This is a genomic window from Streptomyces antibioticus, from assembly GCF_002019855.1.
Classification (GTDB): Bacteria; Actinomycetota; Actinomycetes; order Streptomycetales; family Streptomycetaceae; genus Streptomyces; species Streptomyces antibioticus_B.
In genome coordinates this window covers 7,104,099-7,120,510 of record NZ_CM007717.1, presented here as the reverse complement: position 1 = coordinate 7,120,510, position 16,412 = coordinate 7,104,099, and the positions used below count along the sequence as shown (strand labels likewise).

The following is a 16,412-nucleotide window of genomic DNA, read 5'->3' as shown; positions in this document are numbered from 1 at the left end:
CCTCTCTCCTTGACAGCGGGATTGGTCCATACCACATTCGTTGCGCACCCTCTTGCACCTCTCTGCACTCCCGAACACCCCACATCTTCAGGGAGATCGCGTGCGCAGCACACTCTTCCGGCGTTCCAGACGCCGTCTCCTCGCCCTGCTCGGCACCGCCGCCCTCGCGTTCACCGGAGCGGTCGCACTCCCCGGCACCGCCCAGGCCGCGAACGTCCTCACCAACCCCGGCTTCGAGTCGGGCTCCCTCTCGCCCTGGTCCTGTTCCGGCAACCTCGGCTCGGTCGTCGCCTCCCCCGTGCACGGCGGCACCAAGGCCCTTGCCGGGGCGGTGAGTTCCGGTGACATCGCCAAGTGCTCCCAGACCGTCTCCGTACAGCCGAACACGGCCTACACGCTGAGCGGCTGGGTCCGCGGCAGCTACGTCTACCTCGGCGTCGACGGCGGCGCCTCGACCTGGACGACGTCGCCGTCGGCGTACAGCAGGCTGTCGGTGTCCTTCACCACCGGGGCCTCGCAGACCAGTGCCACGATCTATGTGCACGGCTGGTACGCCCAGGGCACCTACCAGGCCGACGACATCAGCCTCGACGGTCCCGGCGGCGGCACCGACACCCAGGCGCCGAGCACGCCCACCGGGCTGACCTCGACCGGCAAGACCTCCTCCAGCGTGTCGCTGTCCTGGAGCGCCGCCACCGACAACGTCGGCGTCACCGGCTACGACGTCTACAACGGCTCGACGCGGGCGCTCACCGTGTCCGGCACCTCCGCCACGGTCGGCGGACTGTCCCCGAGCACCGCCTACACCTTCACCGTGCGCGCCCGGGACGCCGCCGGGAACGTCTCCGGCGCCTCCTCCGCCGTCACGGTCACCACCAGCGCGGGCGGCGGTGGCGGAACCGGCTTCAAGCAGGCCGCCCCCTATCTCTACGAGGGCTGGGGCGACCCGCCGAGCGTCTCCACGGTGATGAGCGCGACCGGCGTCAAGTGGTTCACCATGGCGTTCATGCTGGACGGCGGCGGCTGCAACCCGATGTGGGACAGCAGCCGTCCGCTCACCGGCGGCGTCGACCAGAGCGTCATCAACCAGATCCGCGCGGCGGGCGGTGACGTGGTGCCGTCGTTCGGCGGCTGGTCGGGCAGCAAGCTCGGCGCCAACTGCTCCTCCGCGAGCGCCCTGGCGGCCGCCCTCCAGAAGGTGATCGACGCCTACGGGCTGAAGGCGATCGACATGGACGTCGAGAACAGCGACGAGTTCGAGAACGAGGCCGTGCAGGCGCGGATCCTCACCGCGCTGAAGACCGTCAAGGCCAACAACCCGGGCCTGAGGACGATCGTCACCTTCGGCACCTCGACCACCGGGCCGACCTACTTCGGCAACCGGCTCATCGAGCAGGCGAAGTCGCTGAACGCCGACATCGACGTGTTCACCATCATGCCGTTCGACTTCGGCGGCGGCTCCGACATGTACGGCAACACGGTCAACGCGACGGAGGGGCTGAAGAACAAGCTGAAGTCCACCTTCGGCTGGGACGACGCCACCGCCTACGCGCACATCGGCATCTCCGGCATGAACGGTCTCTCCGACCAGCAGGAGAACACGACACCGGCGATCTGGACCCACAAAAGTATTTAGAGGTGGTGTTCGGGTGGGCGTTCGATAACTTCGCCAATCAGAGCAAGCGTGTCGTCGAGCCGGGTGCACAGGCGGGTGACAAGCAGGATGAGGCTCGCATGATCCTGCTGGGTGAGATCGGCGACTTGAGCATCCTCGAGGTCTCGGCGTGCGAAGTCGATCCGGTCACGCTGGAGGTTGGTGAGGGCGGGGCGCTGCGTCGGGCCCTGCTCGTCGCTCATGGGGTGTCGCCTGTCCGTGTTCGGGTGCGGGAGGTAGTTGAATCGTGCAGTCATCGTTGACCAGTGGTTTCCGGGTTGGCAATGGGTGAATGATCACGTCATCAGAACGGGTGTTCTATCACTAGCGGGGTTGCGCTCGCGCCCGTTCCCTGATCTAGAAATGTACGGTCCGCAATACAGACACCCGTTCATGATCCCGGAAGCGTGGGCGCGTGCCATCCGCCCCGCCACCAGACTGGATCCTCGCCCGACGACGGGCCTTAGGAGACCGCATCCGCGAGACGCGGAACGACCGGAAGCTCTCACAGGAGAAGCTCGCTGACCTGGCTGGGCTGGACCGGCAGGCCGTCAACCGGATCGAGCTTGGTCACCAGGCTGCGCTGGTGGACAACCTCTTCCGAATCGCCCGCGCCCTCGATGTCCCCCTGCGGGACCTGTTCGGTGAGTGAGTGGCCCGCTGCTGGCACGGGGTGAGCCATGCGGCGGGCCACTCCGGCCGCCCCTCAGGCGGCCACCCGGCCTCGTGGCGCGGGGCAGCGCACGAGCCGGGAGCTATCAACCCCGGGGCGCCACGGTCCGCCGCAGGCAGTCCGGCCGGTGCGCGTACACCGTCGGCCGGGCACCGGACATGGATTCAGGGATCGTCTCGCGGTAGGGCTCGTCCGGACGGATGGGCTGCCCGCAACGGTCACAGGTCATCGCGTGGCCGCCCTGATGATCCGGCCGAGTGCACGTCCCACGGCGCAGTCCCCGTCGCAGTCGTCGCAGTCACGGCCGTGGATCTGAAGACCGAGCATGGCGACCTTGGCGGTGCAGCCGCGGCAGGCCCGCGGGAAGGCGCGCCGGTCGCCGATGCGCCGCGAGCCGAGGTCCACCGCGGTGTGTGGGGTGAGGGTCTCGCCGCCCCATACGCAGACGTGCCCGTCTAGGTGCGGGCCGGTCAGTGTCTCCGGGAGTGGCAGGAGTCGGTAGGCGTCTGCCGTGGATGGGCCGATGGAGACTGTGCCGGCTGCGGGTGGGGTCGTATGGTGTGCCATGTCGTCCTGCTCTCGTCAGGGTGGCCACGCCCCGGGCCGTGACAGCGGCCGCGGGGGCTTTCTCGTGAGTTCCGAGCTTAGACCTAGCTAGCTAGGGTTGCTAGGCGATCCAGGCTATGTCGTCTGGGTGAGCTGAGCCTGCCTAGCTTCGAGATCATGGATTGGAAGCCGGACGTGTCGAGATGGCAGCAGGTGTACGAGGTCATCGAGGGCCGGATTGCGGACGGCACGTACCCGCCGGGTTCACAGTTGCCCGGCGTCCTGGCGATCGTGGAGGAGTTCGGTATCGCGCAGATGACGGCGCGTCGGGTGCTGACGGAGTTGCGGGCTGCGGGGTTGGCGCAGATGCAGGTGGGTGTGGGGACGTTCGTGACCGAGTTGCCGCAGCCGCCCGCCGACTGACCCCGGGCATGACGAAGGGCCCCCACCGCCGAAACGGTGGGGGCGTGATCACTAGACTGCCGGTATGTCCCTCACCCTCCCGCTCCGGGATCCTGTGCGCCCTGCAACAGCCGTGAATGAGGCGATTCGGGCGATTGTGGTGCGGGCTCAGGGTAGGCCGTGGACGCATGCCGAGCGGGCCTTGTACGGGCTGCTGTTGGAGGAGTGGGCGGACGCGGTGCGGGCGGAGCAAATGGGCGTGGCGGCGTAGCGCCGTCGGACGGCCGCAGCGGTCCTCGCGTCGGCCCCAGAGCGCTTCTGTGCTGACGTCGGGTGCTGCTACATGGGGCGCGCGCTGGCCAGCCACGCACGGGACGCCCCTACGGTCAGGGTACGGTGACACGGCGACGCCCCGGCCACTGATCCTGGCCGGGGCGTTGCTTCACTTCGAGGGTGTTGCGTAGGACCGGAAGCCGATCCGTTCTGCTTCGGCGGCCAGCGTCTCTCGCCAGCCGTCCGGGGGCGGGTGCTCGGCGTCCTCGCCGTCACCTCGGTAGAACAGCCAGGGCTCCGAGTCCGGGTCGACTGCGATGAACTTGATGCCGAGCCGTCCGGCGTCGGCGATCAGGGTGTCGAGGGCGATGGAGAGCCCGCTGCGGATCTTGGCGTTGCGGACCGGGTAGCGGGTGTACAGCGTCCCCTCGGTCGAGACCTGCGCGGTGTCGGGATCGTTGTCAGCGAAGCCGTCGTCGGTGTAGTCGAGCTTGGCGTGCCAGCCGCCGTAGGGCTCGTCGTTGATGCGTTCGGCGAGGGGTGCCTAGGTGACGGTGATGCCGGTGGACCAGTAGCGGCCCGTCTTGCTGATCATGCGGTCTCCTTGTGGGGTTTGGCTTCGTGGTTGCGGACGCTGGCTTCGGCTCCGGTGTAGGTGCAGCCCGGCACGGAGCAGCGGACCCAGCCCCCGCCGGTGACCGCGGCGGCGGTGACGGACTTGTCGGGGCCGTAGCCGTGGGCGGCGAGGAGGCGGGGAACGGTGCCGCCGTATTCGGCTGCGACGAGCGCGGCTTCGGCGATCTTGTCGTGGCCTCTGGCGAAGAAGCTGCCGATGCCGGTCTCGGTGCCGCAGCCGCACCAGCAGAAGCCGGTCGGGATGAGTCGGTCGCTCACTGGGCTTCCTTGATCTCGGTGATGTCGAAGCTGAACGGCATGTCGCCGCCCGCTTCGTAGAAGAGGTCGCGGATGTCCTGCTCGACGATGTCGTCTGCCTCGTCCGTCTCGACGCGGATCGTCACGGTGAAGTTCTTCATGCCGCCAAGGTACTCAATCTAGGTTGGCATTCAAGGTGAACTAGAAAAGATACGTCAGGTGGTGACGTAGGATCCGCGCGTGGCCTCCTTCGACTTCCCCGACGCCCTGCTCGCCCTCGAAGCCCGCGCCTGGGCAGAGATCCAAGCCGGGCAACTCACCGTCGCCACCGCCCAGGCCGTGCAGCAAGCCGTTACCGCGTTCGCCGCGGAGGGCGGGCATGATCGGTACGAGGTCGAGATGGGGCTCAAGCGGGTCGTCCGGCACCCGGAAACGGCGGGCTAGCGGGAGCGGCGCAGCGTGCGTGCGGGTCAGGCTACTCGCCACCACCCACAACACGCGGACGCGTCGACATCCGGTACACGTCGGCAGAGAACCCGATCTGGCTGGCAGTCGGCTGCATAGCGCAGAGAGCGCGGCTGAACCCACCGAACGCTTCCACCGCGCCGCGCCGGAACACCTCCGCAGCCTGTTGCAGCCGGTCTGGCATGGCCGCCAGGGACGCGACCGTCTCCGGGCTCAGCTTCCTCGTCTCAGGGAGGACCGGCCCGCCCCATCCGGCAGGAAGCGGCAGCGGCGGGGGAGCCATGCCGCCTGGCGCCCACTCGTCGTCATGGCGGGCCACCTGGCTCAGGGCGCGGTTGGCGTTCGGGTACGGGCGGTAGGCCATGGCATCTCCTCTGCTCGCCACCAGGATGGCAGAGCATCACAGCCCGGCAGGCCATCCCGTCAACACAACGCCCCCACCTACGCGGTCGTTGAGTCCGTGATCAACCCCAACACCGCCAACGCCGCCGCCAACGACTCCCCAGCCGACCCATCCGCCCACGACCCCGACACCACCGGCCTGCCCACCGCCGCCGCCCCGAAAAACCCCACCGTGTTCGCCGCGCCGTCCAGCACATGACGCGTCGCCCCGTACAAGCCGTCCACGAACTCGACCTTGCCCGCCACCTGGCAGTTCTGGGCGTCCGCAGACAGCCGCAGATACGACCGCTGGGTCCCGTCGAAAGCGCCACCCGACCAGTTCGAGATCACCAGATCCGAGCCCGACGCCTCCAGGTCCAAGGCGCCGCCACCCCGCCGGAACCGATACCCCTTCCCCGTCCCCAACACAGCCAGATCAGCACCAGCCACCGTCACCCCACCGGTGAACGTCGCACCCGACAGCGCCGCCTTCCCATCCAGCGCCACCCCCAGACCCGACACCTGCCCCACCTCGACCGTGACCGGATCGCCGCCAGCCGCAGCATGCGACGCCGCGTGCGCAGTCGGAGTCCGCGCATCCGACAGACGGGAGTCGTCGCCAGCAGCCACCGTGCCAGCGTCGGTCCCCACATCGAGGACGGCCGCGCCGCCCAACCCGAGGTTGGAGCGGGCTGTTGAGGCGCTGGTGAGGTCGGACAGGTTCGCGGTCTTCTGCGCTGCACCCACAAGCCGCGGGTCGTCACCAGCCGCATACGTGCCCGCAGTCGACCCCACCACCGGCGCCGCCGGCGTGCCGTGCGTGTGATCCCCACGGGAGTACACCGCAGCCGCACCCGCCGAAGCCGACAGCCCGAAGGCGGTGGCCGCGGTCACCGTGTCCGACGGCAAGGCGGCCCCACCACCCGGCTGCCACGACACGGTCCCCTCAGACGCCTCCACCTCCACCAACTCCGCCAGCGTCACCTCCGGCACCGCTGCCGGCAAGAGCACGCTGTAGGCGCGGCCCGGAGCGTTCGAGAACTCCTCATCAACCCGGTACGTCCACCCCGACGGCTCGAAACCAGCCGCATCCGTCGCCAGCAGCTCCTGCGTGAACTCGCCCGACGCGCCCAACACCACATTGACCGGACCGAGCGCGATCACCCCATACTCCGCAGACACCACCCGCGGCACCGACGGCGTGAAACGGAGCCGGCCCGCATACACAGTGCCGTCCAGACCGCGGTACCCGGCCGCGCCAGCAGAGACCTCGACCGTCTCCACACCCTCGGGGAAGCTCATCCCACACTCCAGTTCACCGGCCGACCGCCTGCCATACCGTGACGCCGATAGCCGTCGCTGACGCCAGCGCGGCCACTGACTGCAACGGCCACTGCCGCGACGAGAGTGCGTCCACCTTCGCCTGCAACGGCTTCACCTCATCCTCGCGGACCTTGCGGACTTCGTCCTCCATGTCCTTGCGGAGATCACGCACGTCCTGCTCGGTACGGTTGGAGCGTTCTACCAGGACGGCGCACGAGGTTTTGATGTCGCCGATGTCGCGGCCGAAGTTCGCGAAGTCTCCGCGGAGATTCGCCAGTTCGGCCGCGAGAGCGGATGCTTCCGGGGGCGTCACGAGTGACGGCCGGCCGTGACGAGTGTGTCCTGTGCCTTTCCGCTGATGCCGGTGGGCTTGAGGAGTCCGAAGTGGGTGAGGACGCTGACGGCGAAGGAGACGAGGGCGAGGATGGCGGCGGTCTGCACGCTGTAGTCGTCGCCGTGCGGGCCCGCGTACTCGACCAGGAAGCCGTTCACCGTGGACAGGGCGAGGAGGAGGACGGCCTTCACGCCGGCGTGGGTGACGCGGGTGGTGACGAGGCCGACGAGGACGGGGAGGACGACGCTCACGAGGAGGCCGAGCCAGTAGGCGTTGTCGAGGGTGACGGTCACGGGGTTCTCCAGGGGGGGAGGGCGGGTTAGACGTTCGGGACTTTGAGGGCGGCCCATGAGGTGGGGCCGGGGATGCCGTCGGCGGCCGTGCCGGTGTAGCGGAGCTTGCGTTGCCAGGCTGCGTAGGAGGCGACGTCACCGGAGCCCCACGTGTCGGCGTTGGCCTGGGACTTGTACTTGTTGCAGCCGACGGCGATGAGCCGCTTGTGCATGGCCGCGATGATCGGCGAGCGGCGTCCGGCCCGGAAGAAGCCTGCGCCGGGGAACGGCTCGTACTTCGGCTTCGGCGCCTCGACGACGGGCTCGGTGGGGAATGCGGGCCAGGACAGCGGGTCGTTGTGGTTGTTCTCGGGGACCGCGGCGTGGGGGTACCAGCCGGGCTTGGTGGCCCAGTGGGTGGTGTTGCGGGTGCAGTTCTCTGGGCGGCCGTTGGGCCAGGCGTCCGGGACGCCCCACGACTTCACCCAGGCGTGCAGCTCGGGCCAGCCCTTGCAGGGCGTGTCCACGAGGCGCGGGTAGACGGCGGTGCCGACGCGGCAGTGGGGGAAGAACAGGGCTTCGATCTGGATGACGACGGACCCGGCCCGGTTGGTGCGCGTGCCGCCTGGGGCGTCTGCCAGGGACTTGCTGCGGGAGTTCGCGGGCACGAACTGTGTGACGCGGCCTGTGAACGGGTCCCAGAGCAGGTGGGGGGCGACGGCGCGGCCGGTGGGGTTCTTGCCGAAGTAGGCGACGAGGGTTTCGTAGGGGACGAGGTCCAGCGGCTTGGCAGCGGTGGCGTTGCGGTCCCAGGTGATGTGAGCCAGCGCCTTGGCGGGGCCGCCGTCGGTCGGCTGGTGGTCGCCTATGTCGAGCCGGGTGGCGCCCGGCATCCAGAGGTCGGGCATCGCGGGTCCTCCATCTGCCGTATGGGTTCTCCTTTAGATCGTAGCCTGGACTTGCTATTTGCCAACGATTCGAAGGTAGAGTCTTCGTAGTCCTCTCAGAGGGACCGGCGGCAGGGCCGTGTCCGTGCGGGTCGCAGCCCTGCCGCACCAACACCCGCACCCCACCCGCACAACCCGCACAGGAGCTTCCGTGGCCAGTGACATCACCCTCCCCGCGCAGCAGGGGCCCGGCCTGTACTACGTCTCCAGCGAGCAGCCAGACGGCACCACGACCGTCACCCGCATCGACCGGCAGCCGCCTGACGACCCTCGCGAACGCGCACTCTGCCGCGCCCTCCTCCTCCATGCGCTTGCCGAACTCGACCGCGCCAACAGGAGCCACCCGTGAGAGCCGTCTGCGCCGGGCTGGCGTTGTGGTTCGCGATCCTCGTCATCGCGCCCACCCTCGACGTCACCCTCACCGCACCAGCCACCGCGTGCTGGAGCAGCCGATGAACGACCTCCACGGCTGGATCACCCAGCAAGTCGATTGCGTCGAGCAGTTGATCGGCGAGAACGAGTGGCCGCCCAGCCAGAGCAAGGGCGTCCGACTCCGCTGCGAAGCCGACCGCCGCATCCTCAACCGGCACCGACTCGCCACCGAATGGACCTGGGAGCACAACGCGCCCTGCCACGGCTGCGGAACCAGTGGCTACGACGACACTCCCAACACCGACAACCTCAACGACTGCCCCGAGCTGCTGGACCTCGCCCACGCACACGGCATCACCGAAGAGATCCTCGCCGGACTCGACCAGCCGCTGACCGTCCGCCAGGAGCCGAAGCCGCGCGGCCCGCTCCCGGACACCCGCCGCGTCCCCGCCGCGCTGCGCGGGCCGGACTGGAGCAGCCAATGAGCAACGAGCAGGACACCGGCCTCCGCTGCCCACGCTGCGACTGCGCCGACCGCCTCCCGCAATGCGACCACTGCAAGATCTGCCCCCACGCGCGGCCCGTCGGCAAGGAGAAGAAGTGACCGCCGTCTTCATCACCCTGGGCATCGTCGTCGCGCTCGTCTCGATGTCCATCATCAACGCCGCCCGCGAAGTCGCCCTCGCCAAACACAAGGCCAACACCCAGCACTGCAACGGCTGCACGTGCGACAACAGCAAGGAGAAGAGCGCATGAAGGTCCTCGTCACGGGTGGCGCCGGATTCATCGCCTCATGGTGCCGACGCGAACTCATCGCACGCGGCCACCAGGTCCTCGTCATGGACCACCAAGACCGCCGCCAGCAGCTCGCCGACGGTGAGGAGTTCTTCCTCGGCGACGTCCGCGACGCCACCGCGGTGACCGAGGCCGCCGCGCACGTCGACGGCATCATCCACCTCGCCGCCGTCCTCGGCACCCAGGAGACCATCAACAACCCGAAGCCGAGCGCCGAGACGAACATCCTCGGCTCACTGAACGTCTTCGAGGCCGCCGCCCAGTACAACCTCAGCTGCGTCTACGCCGGCGTCGGCAACCACGCCTTCCGGACCATCGGCACGGGCTGCTACACGATCACCAAGTCGGCAGCCGAGGACCTCACCCGCATGTACAACCTCTACCGGGACGGGGGCCGGATCACGACCGTCCGCCCGGTCAACGCCTACGGTCCGGGGCAGTCCATCGCGCAGCCCTACGGCACGAGCAAGGTCCGCAAGATCCTCCCCGCCCTGACCTGCCGTGCGCTCACCGGGGCGGACATCGAGGTGTACGGGGACGGTACCCAGGTCTCCGACTGCGTGTACGTCGAGGACGTTGCGCGGGCGTTCGTGACGGCGCTGGAGCACACGGCCGTGAACGGGCCGACGGAGAAGCCGGTGGAGGTCGGTCCGCTGGAGTCCCGGACGGTGAACGACATTGCTCGCCTGGTCGCCGAGTACGCCGCCAAGGTGACGGGCCGGGAGCCGGTGGGGATCAAGCACCTGCCGATGCGGCCGGGCGAGGTCCCGAACGCGGTCGTCTCCTCCGACACGTCGACGTTGGCGCAGATCGGGATGACGGCCGCCGACTTCGTCCCGCTGGAGGACGGCATCCGGCGCACCGTCGACTACTACGCGCAGTCCTGGCTGCCGGGGTGGCTGGAGGGGGCTGAGGTCAGTGTCTGAGCCGGTTGCCCGCCTGCCTTACGAGCACACGCTCGCCGAGATCAACACCACGTCGTCGGGTCTCGGCGGCATCGAGGCGCTGCCCAGTGGCCGCCCCCGCGATCTCGACGGGCCGACAGCGATCGGTGTGCTGATGGTGCGTTCCAACCTCGCGATCGCCTCTGCCCTGCTGGCCGTCGCCGACGCATTGCGGTGCACGCCCGCAGACGGACCGGAGCGCTGACGTGGACGAGCACTACATCTCGATGGCCGGGCAGACCGAGGACACGCTGGCGTGGCTCGCCGCGCGCGGCTTCCTTGGCGCCGTCATCAGCAACCGAGACACGAGCGCCCTCCCGGTCCTGCTGATCGGCAAGCCCGGCGAGCACCCGGTCATGGCGGCGGTCGGCAACACCCTGCGGTGGGACGGCAACGCCCTCACCGTCGAGACCTGAGGAGGGCGCCGTGGCCCGCTTGCAGATCCTGCCCCTGCCCGAAGGCACGGGCGACGACCGGCCGCCGTTCGTCCTCGTCGTCGACCAGATGGAGCCGCAGCGCTACGTCGTGGGCGAGGGGATGGAAGGGCAGCCCGATCACTGGGACGTGGTCGCCAAGCGCATCGGTGCGCGCGGCGCGATCGTGCTCCCGGACACAGTCGAGATCCCCGCCAACGGGCCGCTGCCCCTGCCCGAGGTCGACGAGGTGAGCGAGGCCGACTTCACCACGATGGCCACCGCTGTGCATCAAGCCCTCGGCATCGACATCACCGAAGGCATGCCGGACATCGCGGGCTGGCTGCTCGCCGCCTGCCGCGAGCTGGAGAAGTCCGAGGCCGCGCGCACCCGCCTTCGCACCGAGCGGGACCGGGCGAACGAGGCCCTCACCCGCGTCCGCGACCTGACGGAGCAGCCTGAGGTCATGAACGTGAACCCCGAGTCGCCTTACGCCACCCAGGACGGGTACGCGCAGGGCATCCGCGCCGCCAAGCGCGCCATCGAGGACGAGCGCTCGCAGACCGCCGAGCACGGAGGCTGAGATGGGGCGCTTCCACTTCTGGGCCGCCGACACCGCAGGCTCGTCGTACTACCGGTCGACCCTGCCTGGGATCAGTCTCCAGTGGCTCGGCCACAACGTCAGCGGCGGCATGCGGTTGCCGCACGACTGGCGGGACCTGGACACCCTCGTCGGCTGCCGCGTCGCGAAGCCCGACCCGACCCAGATGTGGCGGTACTTCAAGCACGAGACCAGCACCCGCCTGGTCCTCGACCTGGACGACGACTACTTCCACATCGACCCCAGCAACCAGCGCGCGGCCGAAGTCTGGGACAGGGGCATGCTCGGCAGGCTGGCCGCGAATATGGCGTTGGCGGACGTCGTCACCTGCTGCTCCGAACCGCTGGCCGCAGTGCTGCGGGACTACGCGACCGACGTCCGGGTCATCCCGAACGGGCTGCCGGCGCAGTACCTCGGCCGGCCGCGCGACTACCTCGCGGAGGGCCGGCCACTCTCGGTCGGCTGGACTGGCACTTCGTCCACCGTGGCGGAACTCCCGGAGGCGGTACGGGCCCTGAACCGGATCGCGCAGTACGGGCGGCCGGGTGGGGTGCAGGTGCGGCTTGTGGGGATTGATGCGCGGCAGGCGATGGGGCTCGGCCTGAGTGGGCGCAGGGTGGGGGCGTTGGGCTGGGTGTCGAATGTGGATCACTATTTGCAGGCGTGTGCGGAGTGGGATGTGTGGGTGGCGCCGTACCGGGACACGGCGTTCAACCGGGCGAAGTTCCCGACGAAGTGGCTCGAATCCTCGGTGCTGGGTATCCCGTTGATCGCCTCTGACATCGAGCCGTACCGGCGGGTGATCCGGCATGGGGAGAACGGCTTCCTCGTGAAGTACGAGCATGAGTGGGGCCGCCTGTTGAAACGCCTCGTGGACGATCCGGAGTTGCGTCAGCGGGTCGGGATGACGGCGCGGGGTGAGGCGTCGTCCTCGATCATGCAGGCGTTGCATGTGCAGTGGCAGGCGGCCCTCACTGCGCCCGCGGAGGTGGCGGCATGAGCCCTGTCGATGAGATTCGTGCTGCCGCCGCGAAGCTGCTCAGCCTCGTGGAGCGCACGAGCGAGGCCCCATGGAGCACCACGTGGAACGCGCAGCAGTATGAGGTGAAAAGCCCCTCCGACCTCGACCCGATCGCCGAGTGGACCTACGGCATCGCCACTTGGGAGCCCGAGGCCAGCGCCCATCGCGCGGAGTGTGACACCGCCAACGCCGACTGGATCGCCACCATGCACCCCGGGGTGGGCGCCTTGCTCGCCAAGTGGCTGAGCACGGAGGCGGAGCTGCACGCCGACGATGTGGCGGCGGTGGAGGGCGACGGTGCTGGCGTCAACTGCGAGAACTTCCCCATGGCGCTCGCCATCGCCCGCGCGATCAACGGAGGCACGCCGTGAACGGCCCCGATCACTACCGGGAGGGCGAGCGTCTCCTCGCAGGCCAGCCCATCCACGCCGACGACCTCGCACGCGGAGTCGAGCCCGGCACGTGGCCGCCCACCCAGATGGAACTCCTCACGGCACAAAACCACTTCCTCGCCGCCCTCGTCGCGGTCCTCGCCGCCGACCGGTTCCCCGACAGCGTCACCTGGAACGAGGTACTCGGACCGTGAACATCCTCGTCACCGGGTCCGCCGGATTCATCGGCACCCACCTCGTCCAACAACTCGGCCGCCGCGGGCACCGGGTCACCGGCGTGGACAAGCGCCACGGACGCCCCACCACCGACCTGCCCGCGTTCCAGAAGACCGTGGACGCTGCCGAGCCCGACGTCATCGTCCACCTCGGCGCGAACTGCTCCACCAGCCGCAGCCTCACCGACCCCGCCCACGACTTCCTCCACAACGCCGTCGGCACCTTCAACGTTGCCGAAGCGGCCCGGCAGGCGGGCGGCATCCCCGTCATCTACACCAGCACCGTCAAGGTCAACCCCGGCGCCGACGGCCGCATCGCACCCCTCGGCCTGTCCAAGCGCGTCGGCGAGGACTACCTGAACCTGTACGCCGACCTCTACGGCCTGCCGCACGTCATCCTCCGCCCCTCCACCGTGTACGGCCCCGGACAAGACGGCACCAGCGAAAGCGGCTGGGTGACCTGGTTCCTCCGCGCCCTCTTCAACCGACGCCAGATCACCATCCACGGCGACGGCACCCAATCCCGGGACATCCTCTACATCGACGACTTCACCCGCCTGCTCATCGACATCTGCGAAAACCACACCGACTACCAGCGTGCCGAGCCCTACGACGTCGGCGGCGGACCCGACAACGAACTCAGCCTCCTCGACCTCCTCCACACCTGGGAGACCGACACCGGAGCACGCCCGGACATCGTCCACGACGAACGCCTCCCCGGTGACCTTCAGCGTGTGGTCACCGACAACACGGCGATCAACAACGTGCGCGGCTGGGCACCCACCACGAGCGCGCTCGACGGCCTTCGTTCCACCCTCGCTTGGATCGGAGAGCAGTGGTGAAGATCGGCGTCATCATCCCCGCCCGCAACGCCCTCCCCTGGATCTGGGAGATGCTCGACTCCGTCCAGGCCCAGACCCATCCGGCGCAGGCGTATATCGCCGAGGACCGGTCCGACGACGGCACCTACGAGCGACTCCGCGAGAACCCCCACCTGTACGCCGGCCTGAAGCGCAACCGGCGCCGGCTGGGCTGGGCTGGCAGTCTCAACGCCGCCGCGGCACTGGCGCTGGCCGACGGCTGCGATGCGGTGTTCACTGCGTCGGCGGATGACCGGCTGCATCCGGAGTGCATCGCCCGCTGCGCCGCGCTCCTTGACGGGGATGGCGGCAGGGACTTCGTCGTCCCGTATGCCCGGCAGTTCGGGGAGGCCGACCACGTGCAGGCGTCGCTCCCGGACGCGGGCCTGGACGACTTCGTGCGCTGGCCGCCGCTGATCGACAAGGCACTCATCCGGCGCGAGGTGTGGGAGAACCTCGGCGGCTACAGCCTGAAGGCCACCCCGCCCGGGACCTACGGGACGGCGGAGGACTGGGACTGGTGGATCCGCGTCTGGAAGGCCGGGTTCACAAGGTACGCGGTGGTGGAGGAGCCGCTTTACTTCGTGCGCGTCCACCCCGGCCAGCTCTCCGACACGCGCGGGCAGCATCACGCGGCGACCGTCGACCTCCTCGCCAAGCTCCATCCGGACCTGCCGTGGTCGGCGGAGTCCCGACGGTGGCCGCCACAGCACCGCACTACGAGGAGGGCGCCGTGAGCGTCAACATGCACGCCATCCTCGTCGGGCTCCTGTCCGTCAGCCACACCCCCGAACAGGCAGAACACGCCGCGCAAGAAGTTCTGGATCAGCACGCCCACGAACTGGCTGAGCAGCTGCGCCAGCTATGTGAGTGCGGCGGCCTGGGCAGGTGCTACTGCCCCTGTGCCGACGCCATCGACCCGAAGGCGCAGCGCGCCAGCACCGAAGGAGACAACCCGTGATCGACGGCAAGAAGGTCGTGGCCTGGACACCCTACGGACGGGTCCGGACCTACAGCATCCTGATCAAGTACCTGGAGCGCGACGTCCGCCGCGGCCTCATCGACGAGGCGTGGGCGTACATGAACACCGACCCCATCGGTCAGGAAGCCGACATCGCCTACGCCCACCAGCTCAACGAGCAGTACCCCTGGTTCCACCTCAAGCACCGGCCCGAGGGGATCGACCTCGGCAACCTGCCCAAGCAGCGGTATACGGGCCTGGCGTACCGGGAGATGACCGACCCGAACGCGGTCTACTTGAGACTCGACGATGATGTGGTCTACCTGCACGAATCGGCCGTGGAGAACCTCGTGCGGGCCCGGCTTCAGATGCCCGCCCCGACCGCGGTGTTCCCGGTGATCTTCAACAACGCCCTGTGCTCATACTTCCTCCAGGTCTGCCGCAAGGTTCCCCTGGAGTGGGGCGAGGTTAAGCCGTACTGCATGGACCCGATCGGCTGGGCGTCCGGCCCGTTCGCGGTGAAGCTCCACGAACTCCTCCTCGGCCACATCGAGACTGGAACCGTCGAGGAGCTGTACCTCTACCAGGACTTCCCCGTCCAGAATCCCAACGACGGCAGCAACGGCATGCAGTTCTCCGTGTCCTGCTTCGCGTCCCTCGGCAGCATGTACGCCGACCTCCCCGACGGTCCCGGGGTCCTCGTTCCGGATGAGGAGGAATCTTGGACCACCGTGCACCGGCCGCTCGCCATCGGCGTCCCCAACATCCTCCGCGGCGACGCGATCGTCAGCCACTACAGCTTCTTCACGCAGGGGCCGTTCCTAAACGCGGCCGGAATCCTGGACCGCTACCGAGAGGTGGCGGAGAAGCTGTGAGGACTTGCCAGGTGGGCGACTGCGCCCGGAAGCACTACGCCAAGGGGATGTGCTCGAAGCACTATCTTCGGGCCTGGTCCCGGAAGGACGGGACCGCGGAGGACCGTCCGCAGAAGACCGCGATGGAGCGCTACGCGGGCCTCGTGGACCGGAGCGGAGGCCCGGACGCCTGCCACCCCTGGATAGGCGCCGAGGGCAACGAATACGGCATCTTCTGGGACGGCACCTTCACTAAGCGCGGGCACTGCCACAACATGAAGGCGCACGTCTGGGGTTACCGCAACCGGGTCGGCTCACTGGCGGACGGTGAAGTGGTGCGGCACCTGTGCCACAACAAGCGGTGCCAGAACGAGCGCCACTGGGCGAAGGGCACGCCCCTGGATAACGCGCGTGATTCGGTGGCGGCCGGTATCCATCTCGGGCCGGGCAAGATGACGGCCGAACGAGTCGTTGAAGCGCGGCTCCGCTACGCCACTGGTCAGATCTCACAGCGCGCGCTCGCCGCCGAGTACGGCATCAGTGAGGGTCACCTCCGCAACATCGTCAACTGCCGCGTGTGGAAGCACGTCGGTCCTGTAAGGAAGGTCGCGTGATGGGCCAGCAGATCAGTGTCGAGGACGCGTTCCCGACGTTCCAGAAGGAGTGCCGCGAACTGTTCGAGAGGAACCTCGTCCTGCGCGCGCAGGTCGACATCCTCGAACGGCAGCTCGCTGCGGCGCAGGAGGAGAACGCCCGCCTCCAGCAGGCCGCCAGCGAGCCCGTGTCTGGCGGCCCGGACCTGGCAGCGGTGCCGCCATACCCGGACGAGGAGCGCGGCTAG

General features: G+C 68.8%; 30 protein-coding genes. 21 read left to right on the top strand and 9 right to left on the bottom strand.

Translation table 11 applies throughout. The annotated features are described in order from the left end of the window. The first annotated feature begins 100 nt into the window (after window positions 1–100). Window positions 101–1,636 carry a carbohydrate binding domain-containing protein gene (locus tag AFM16_RS32350; RefSeq protein WP_078636027.1) on the top strand — a complete coding sequence of 512 codons (1,536 nt, stop codon included), beginning with the start codon at window positions 101–103 and terminating at the stop codon, window positions 1,634–1,636. Here the strand turns inward: AFM16_RS32350 and AFM16_RS32345 are convergent. Then, window positions 1,633–1,857 (bottom strand): hypothetical protein, encoded by a 225-nt coding sequence (locus tag AFM16_RS32345; RefSeq protein ID WP_078636026.1) that lies wholly within the window; start codon window positions 1,855–1,857, stop codon window positions 1,633–1,635. The two genes, AFM16_RS32350 and AFM16_RS32345, sit on opposite strands and share 4 nt — an antisense overlap. A 212-nt stretch (window positions 1,858–2,069) precedes the next feature. Here AFM16_RS32345 and AFM16_RS32340 point away from each other — a divergent pair, with 212 nt between their 5' ends. Next, a complete protein-coding gene (locus AFM16_RS32340) occupies window positions 2,070–2,306 on the top strand; it encodes a helix-turn-helix transcriptional regulator (RefSeq protein WP_078636025.1) in 237 nt (78 codons plus the stop codon). Window positions 2,307–2,552: 246 nt separating this feature from the next. Here the strand turns inward: AFM16_RS32340 and AFM16_RS39170 are convergent, their stop codons facing one another. Beyond that, the gene (locus AFM16_RS39170; RefSeq protein WP_143648497.1) at window positions 2,553–2,894 is read right to left on the bottom strand and encodes a hypothetical protein; all 342 of its coding nucleotides are present in this window, start codon (window positions 2,892–2,894) and stop codon (window positions 2,553–2,555) included. Between the two features lie 156 nt (window positions 2,895–3,050). Here AFM16_RS39170 and AFM16_RS32330 point away from each other — a divergent pair, with 156 nt between their 5' ends. Further along, complete coding sequence (locus AFM16_RS32330) at window positions 3,051–3,296, top strand: GntR family transcriptional regulator (RefSeq protein WP_078636023.1); 246 nt, start codon at window positions 3,051–3,053, stop codon at window positions 3,294–3,296. A gap of 843 nt (window positions 3,297–4,139) precedes the next feature. Here the strand turns inward: AFM16_RS32330 and AFM16_RS32320 are convergent. Beyond that, window positions 4,140–4,442 carry a hypothetical protein gene (locus tag AFM16_RS32320; protein WP_245177852.1) on the bottom strand — a complete coding sequence of 101 codons (303 nt, stop codon included), beginning with the start codon at window positions 4,440–4,442 and terminating at the stop codon, window positions 4,140–4,142. Then, on the bottom strand, window positions 4,439–4,582 hold the full coding sequence (locus tag AFM16_RS39580) for a hypothetical protein (RefSeq protein WP_167797292.1): 144 nt from the start codon (window positions 4,580–4,582) through the stop codon (window positions 4,439–4,441). Before AFM16_RS39580 ends, AFM16_RS32320 begins: the two co-directional genes overlap by 4 nt. Before the next feature lie 79 nt (window positions 4,583–4,661). On the opposite strand from AFM16_RS39580, the gene AFM16_RS32315 reads away from it, so the two are divergent. After that, window positions 4,662–4,865 carry a hypothetical protein gene (locus AFM16_RS32315; protein ID WP_078636021.1) on the top strand — a complete coding sequence of 68 codons (204 nt, stop codon included), beginning with the start codon at window positions 4,662–4,664 and terminating at the stop codon, window positions 4,863–4,865. 31 nt (window positions 4,866–4,896) lie between these two features. Here AFM16_RS32315 and AFM16_RS32310 read toward each other — a convergent pair whose 3' ends face one another. The 5 genes from AFM16_RS32310 to AFM16_RS32290 form a co-directional block, all read right to left on the bottom strand. Further along, entirely contained in the window at window positions 4,897–5,250 is a 354-nt protein-coding gene (locus tag AFM16_RS32310; protein ID WP_078636020.1) for a hypothetical protein, read from the bottom strand. 77 nt (window positions 5,251–5,327) lie between these two features. After that, a complete protein-coding gene (locus AFM16_RS32305; protein ID WP_078636019.1) occupies window positions 5,328–6,569 on the bottom strand; it encodes a hypothetical protein in 1,242 nt (413 codons plus the stop codon). Window positions 6,570–6,582: 13 nt separating this feature from the next. Then, complete coding sequence (locus tag AFM16_RS32300; protein ID WP_078636018.1) at window positions 6,583–6,903, bottom strand: hypothetical protein; 321 nt, start codon at window positions 6,901–6,903, stop codon at window positions 6,583–6,585. Beyond that, window positions 6,900–7,217 (bottom strand): hypothetical protein, encoded by a 318-nt coding sequence (locus tag AFM16_RS32295; RefSeq protein WP_078636017.1) that lies wholly within the window; start codon window positions 7,215–7,217, stop codon window positions 6,900–6,902. The genes AFM16_RS32300 and AFM16_RS32295 overlap by 4 nt, the downstream gene beginning before the upstream one ends. 26 nt (window positions 7,218–7,243) lie before the next feature. Further along, window positions 7,244–8,104 (bottom strand): peptidoglycan-binding protein, encoded by an 861-nt coding sequence (locus tag AFM16_RS32290; RefSeq protein WP_078636016.1) that lies wholly within the window; start codon window positions 8,102–8,104, stop codon window positions 7,244–7,246. 190 nt (window positions 8,105–8,294) lie between these two features. On the opposite strand from AFM16_RS32290, the gene AFM16_RS32285 reads away from it, so the two are divergent. From AFM16_RS32285 to AFM16_RS32220, 17 genes are all read left to right on the top strand, one after another. Continuing rightward, window positions 8,295–8,492, top strand: coding sequence for a hypothetical protein (locus tag AFM16_RS32285; RefSeq protein ID WP_078636015.1), 198 nt, complete (start codon window positions 8,295–8,297; stop codon window positions 8,490–8,492). 103 nt (window positions 8,493–8,595) lie between these two features. Beyond that, window positions 8,596–9,000 carry a hypothetical protein gene (locus AFM16_RS32280; protein WP_078636014.1) on the top strand — a complete coding sequence of 135 codons (405 nt, stop codon included), beginning with the start codon at window positions 8,596–8,598 and terminating at the stop codon, window positions 8,998–9,000. After that, a complete protein-coding gene (locus AFM16_RS40265; protein ID WP_256861375.1) occupies window positions 8,997–9,119 on the top strand; it encodes a hypothetical protein in 123 nt (40 codons plus the stop codon). The genes AFM16_RS32280 and AFM16_RS40265 overlap by 4 nt, the downstream gene beginning before the upstream one ends. Beyond that, on the top strand, window positions 9,116–9,271 hold the full coding sequence (locus tag AFM16_RS39575; protein WP_167797291.1) for a hypothetical protein: 156 nt from the start codon (window positions 9,116–9,118) through the stop codon (window positions 9,269–9,271). Before AFM16_RS40265 ends, AFM16_RS39575 begins: the two co-directional genes overlap by 4 nt. Then, the gene (locus AFM16_RS32275) at window positions 9,268–10,236 is read left to right on the top strand and encodes an NAD-dependent epimerase/dehydratase family protein (RefSeq protein WP_078636013.1); all 969 of its coding nucleotides are present in this window, start codon (window positions 9,268–9,270) and stop codon (window positions 10,234–10,236) included. The genes AFM16_RS39575 and AFM16_RS32275 overlap by 4 nt, the downstream gene beginning before the upstream one ends. Then, window positions 10,229–10,459, top strand: a complete 231-nt coding sequence (locus AFM16_RS32270; protein ID WP_078636012.1) for a hypothetical protein — start codon at window positions 10,229–10,231, stop codon at window positions 10,457–10,459. Before AFM16_RS32275 ends, AFM16_RS32270 begins: the two co-directional genes overlap by 8 nt. A gap of 1 nt (window position 10,460) precedes the next feature. Next, window positions 10,461–10,670, top strand: a complete 210-nt coding sequence (locus tag AFM16_RS32265; RefSeq protein ID WP_078636011.1) for a hypothetical protein — start codon at window positions 10,461–10,463, stop codon at window positions 10,668–10,670. A 10-nt stretch (window positions 10,671–10,680) separates the two neighbouring features. Next, entirely contained in the window at window positions 10,681–11,250 is a 570-nt protein-coding gene (locus AFM16_RS32260; RefSeq protein ID WP_078636010.1) for a hypothetical protein, read from the top strand. Between the two features lies 1 nt (window position 11,251). Beyond that, entirely contained in the window at window positions 11,252–12,268 is a 1,017-nt protein-coding gene (locus AFM16_RS32255; RefSeq protein WP_078636009.1) for a glycosyltransferase, read from the top strand. Beyond that, window positions 12,265–12,660, top strand: a complete 396-nt coding sequence (locus AFM16_RS32250; RefSeq protein WP_078636008.1) for a hypothetical protein — start codon at window positions 12,265–12,267, stop codon at window positions 12,658–12,660. Before AFM16_RS32255 ends, AFM16_RS32250 begins: the two co-directional genes overlap by 4 nt. Then, window positions 12,657–12,875, top strand: a complete 219-nt coding sequence (locus AFM16_RS39570; protein WP_167797290.1) for a hypothetical protein — start codon at window positions 12,657–12,659, stop codon at window positions 12,873–12,875. The genes AFM16_RS32250 and AFM16_RS39570 overlap by 4 nt, the downstream gene beginning before the upstream one ends. Continuing rightward, complete coding sequence (locus AFM16_RS32245) at window positions 12,872–13,738, top strand: NAD-dependent epimerase/dehydratase family protein (protein ID WP_167797289.1); 867 nt, start codon at window positions 12,872–12,874, stop codon at window positions 13,736–13,738. The genes AFM16_RS39570 and AFM16_RS32245 overlap by 4 nt, the downstream gene beginning before the upstream one ends. After that, entirely contained in the window at window positions 13,735–14,493 is a 759-nt protein-coding gene (locus tag AFM16_RS32240; protein WP_143648495.1) for a glycosyltransferase family A protein, read from the top strand. The genes AFM16_RS32245 and AFM16_RS32240 overlap by 4 nt, the downstream gene beginning before the upstream one ends. After that, window positions 14,490–14,717 carry a hypothetical protein gene (locus tag AFM16_RS32235; protein ID WP_078636005.1) on the top strand — a complete coding sequence of 76 codons (228 nt, stop codon included), beginning with the start codon at window positions 14,490–14,492 and terminating at the stop codon, window positions 14,715–14,717. Before AFM16_RS32240 ends, AFM16_RS32235 begins: the two co-directional genes overlap by 4 nt. Next, the gene (locus AFM16_RS32230; RefSeq protein ID WP_078636004.1) at window positions 14,714–15,592 is read left to right on the top strand and encodes a hypothetical protein; all 879 of its coding nucleotides are present in this window, start codon (window positions 14,714–14,716) and stop codon (window positions 15,590–15,592) included. The genes AFM16_RS32235 and AFM16_RS32230 overlap by 4 nt, the downstream gene beginning before the upstream one ends. An 11-nt stretch (window positions 15,593–15,603) precedes the next feature. Next, window positions 15,604–16,185 carry a hypothetical protein gene (locus AFM16_RS32225; protein ID WP_078636003.1) on the top strand — a complete coding sequence of 194 codons (582 nt, stop codon included), beginning with the start codon at window positions 15,604–15,606 and terminating at the stop codon, window positions 16,183–16,185. Beyond that, window positions 16,182–16,412, top strand: coding sequence for a hypothetical protein (locus AFM16_RS32220; protein ID WP_078636002.1), 231 nt, complete (start codon window positions 16,182–16,184; stop codon window positions 16,410–16,412). Before AFM16_RS32225 ends, AFM16_RS32220 begins: the two co-directional genes overlap by 4 nt.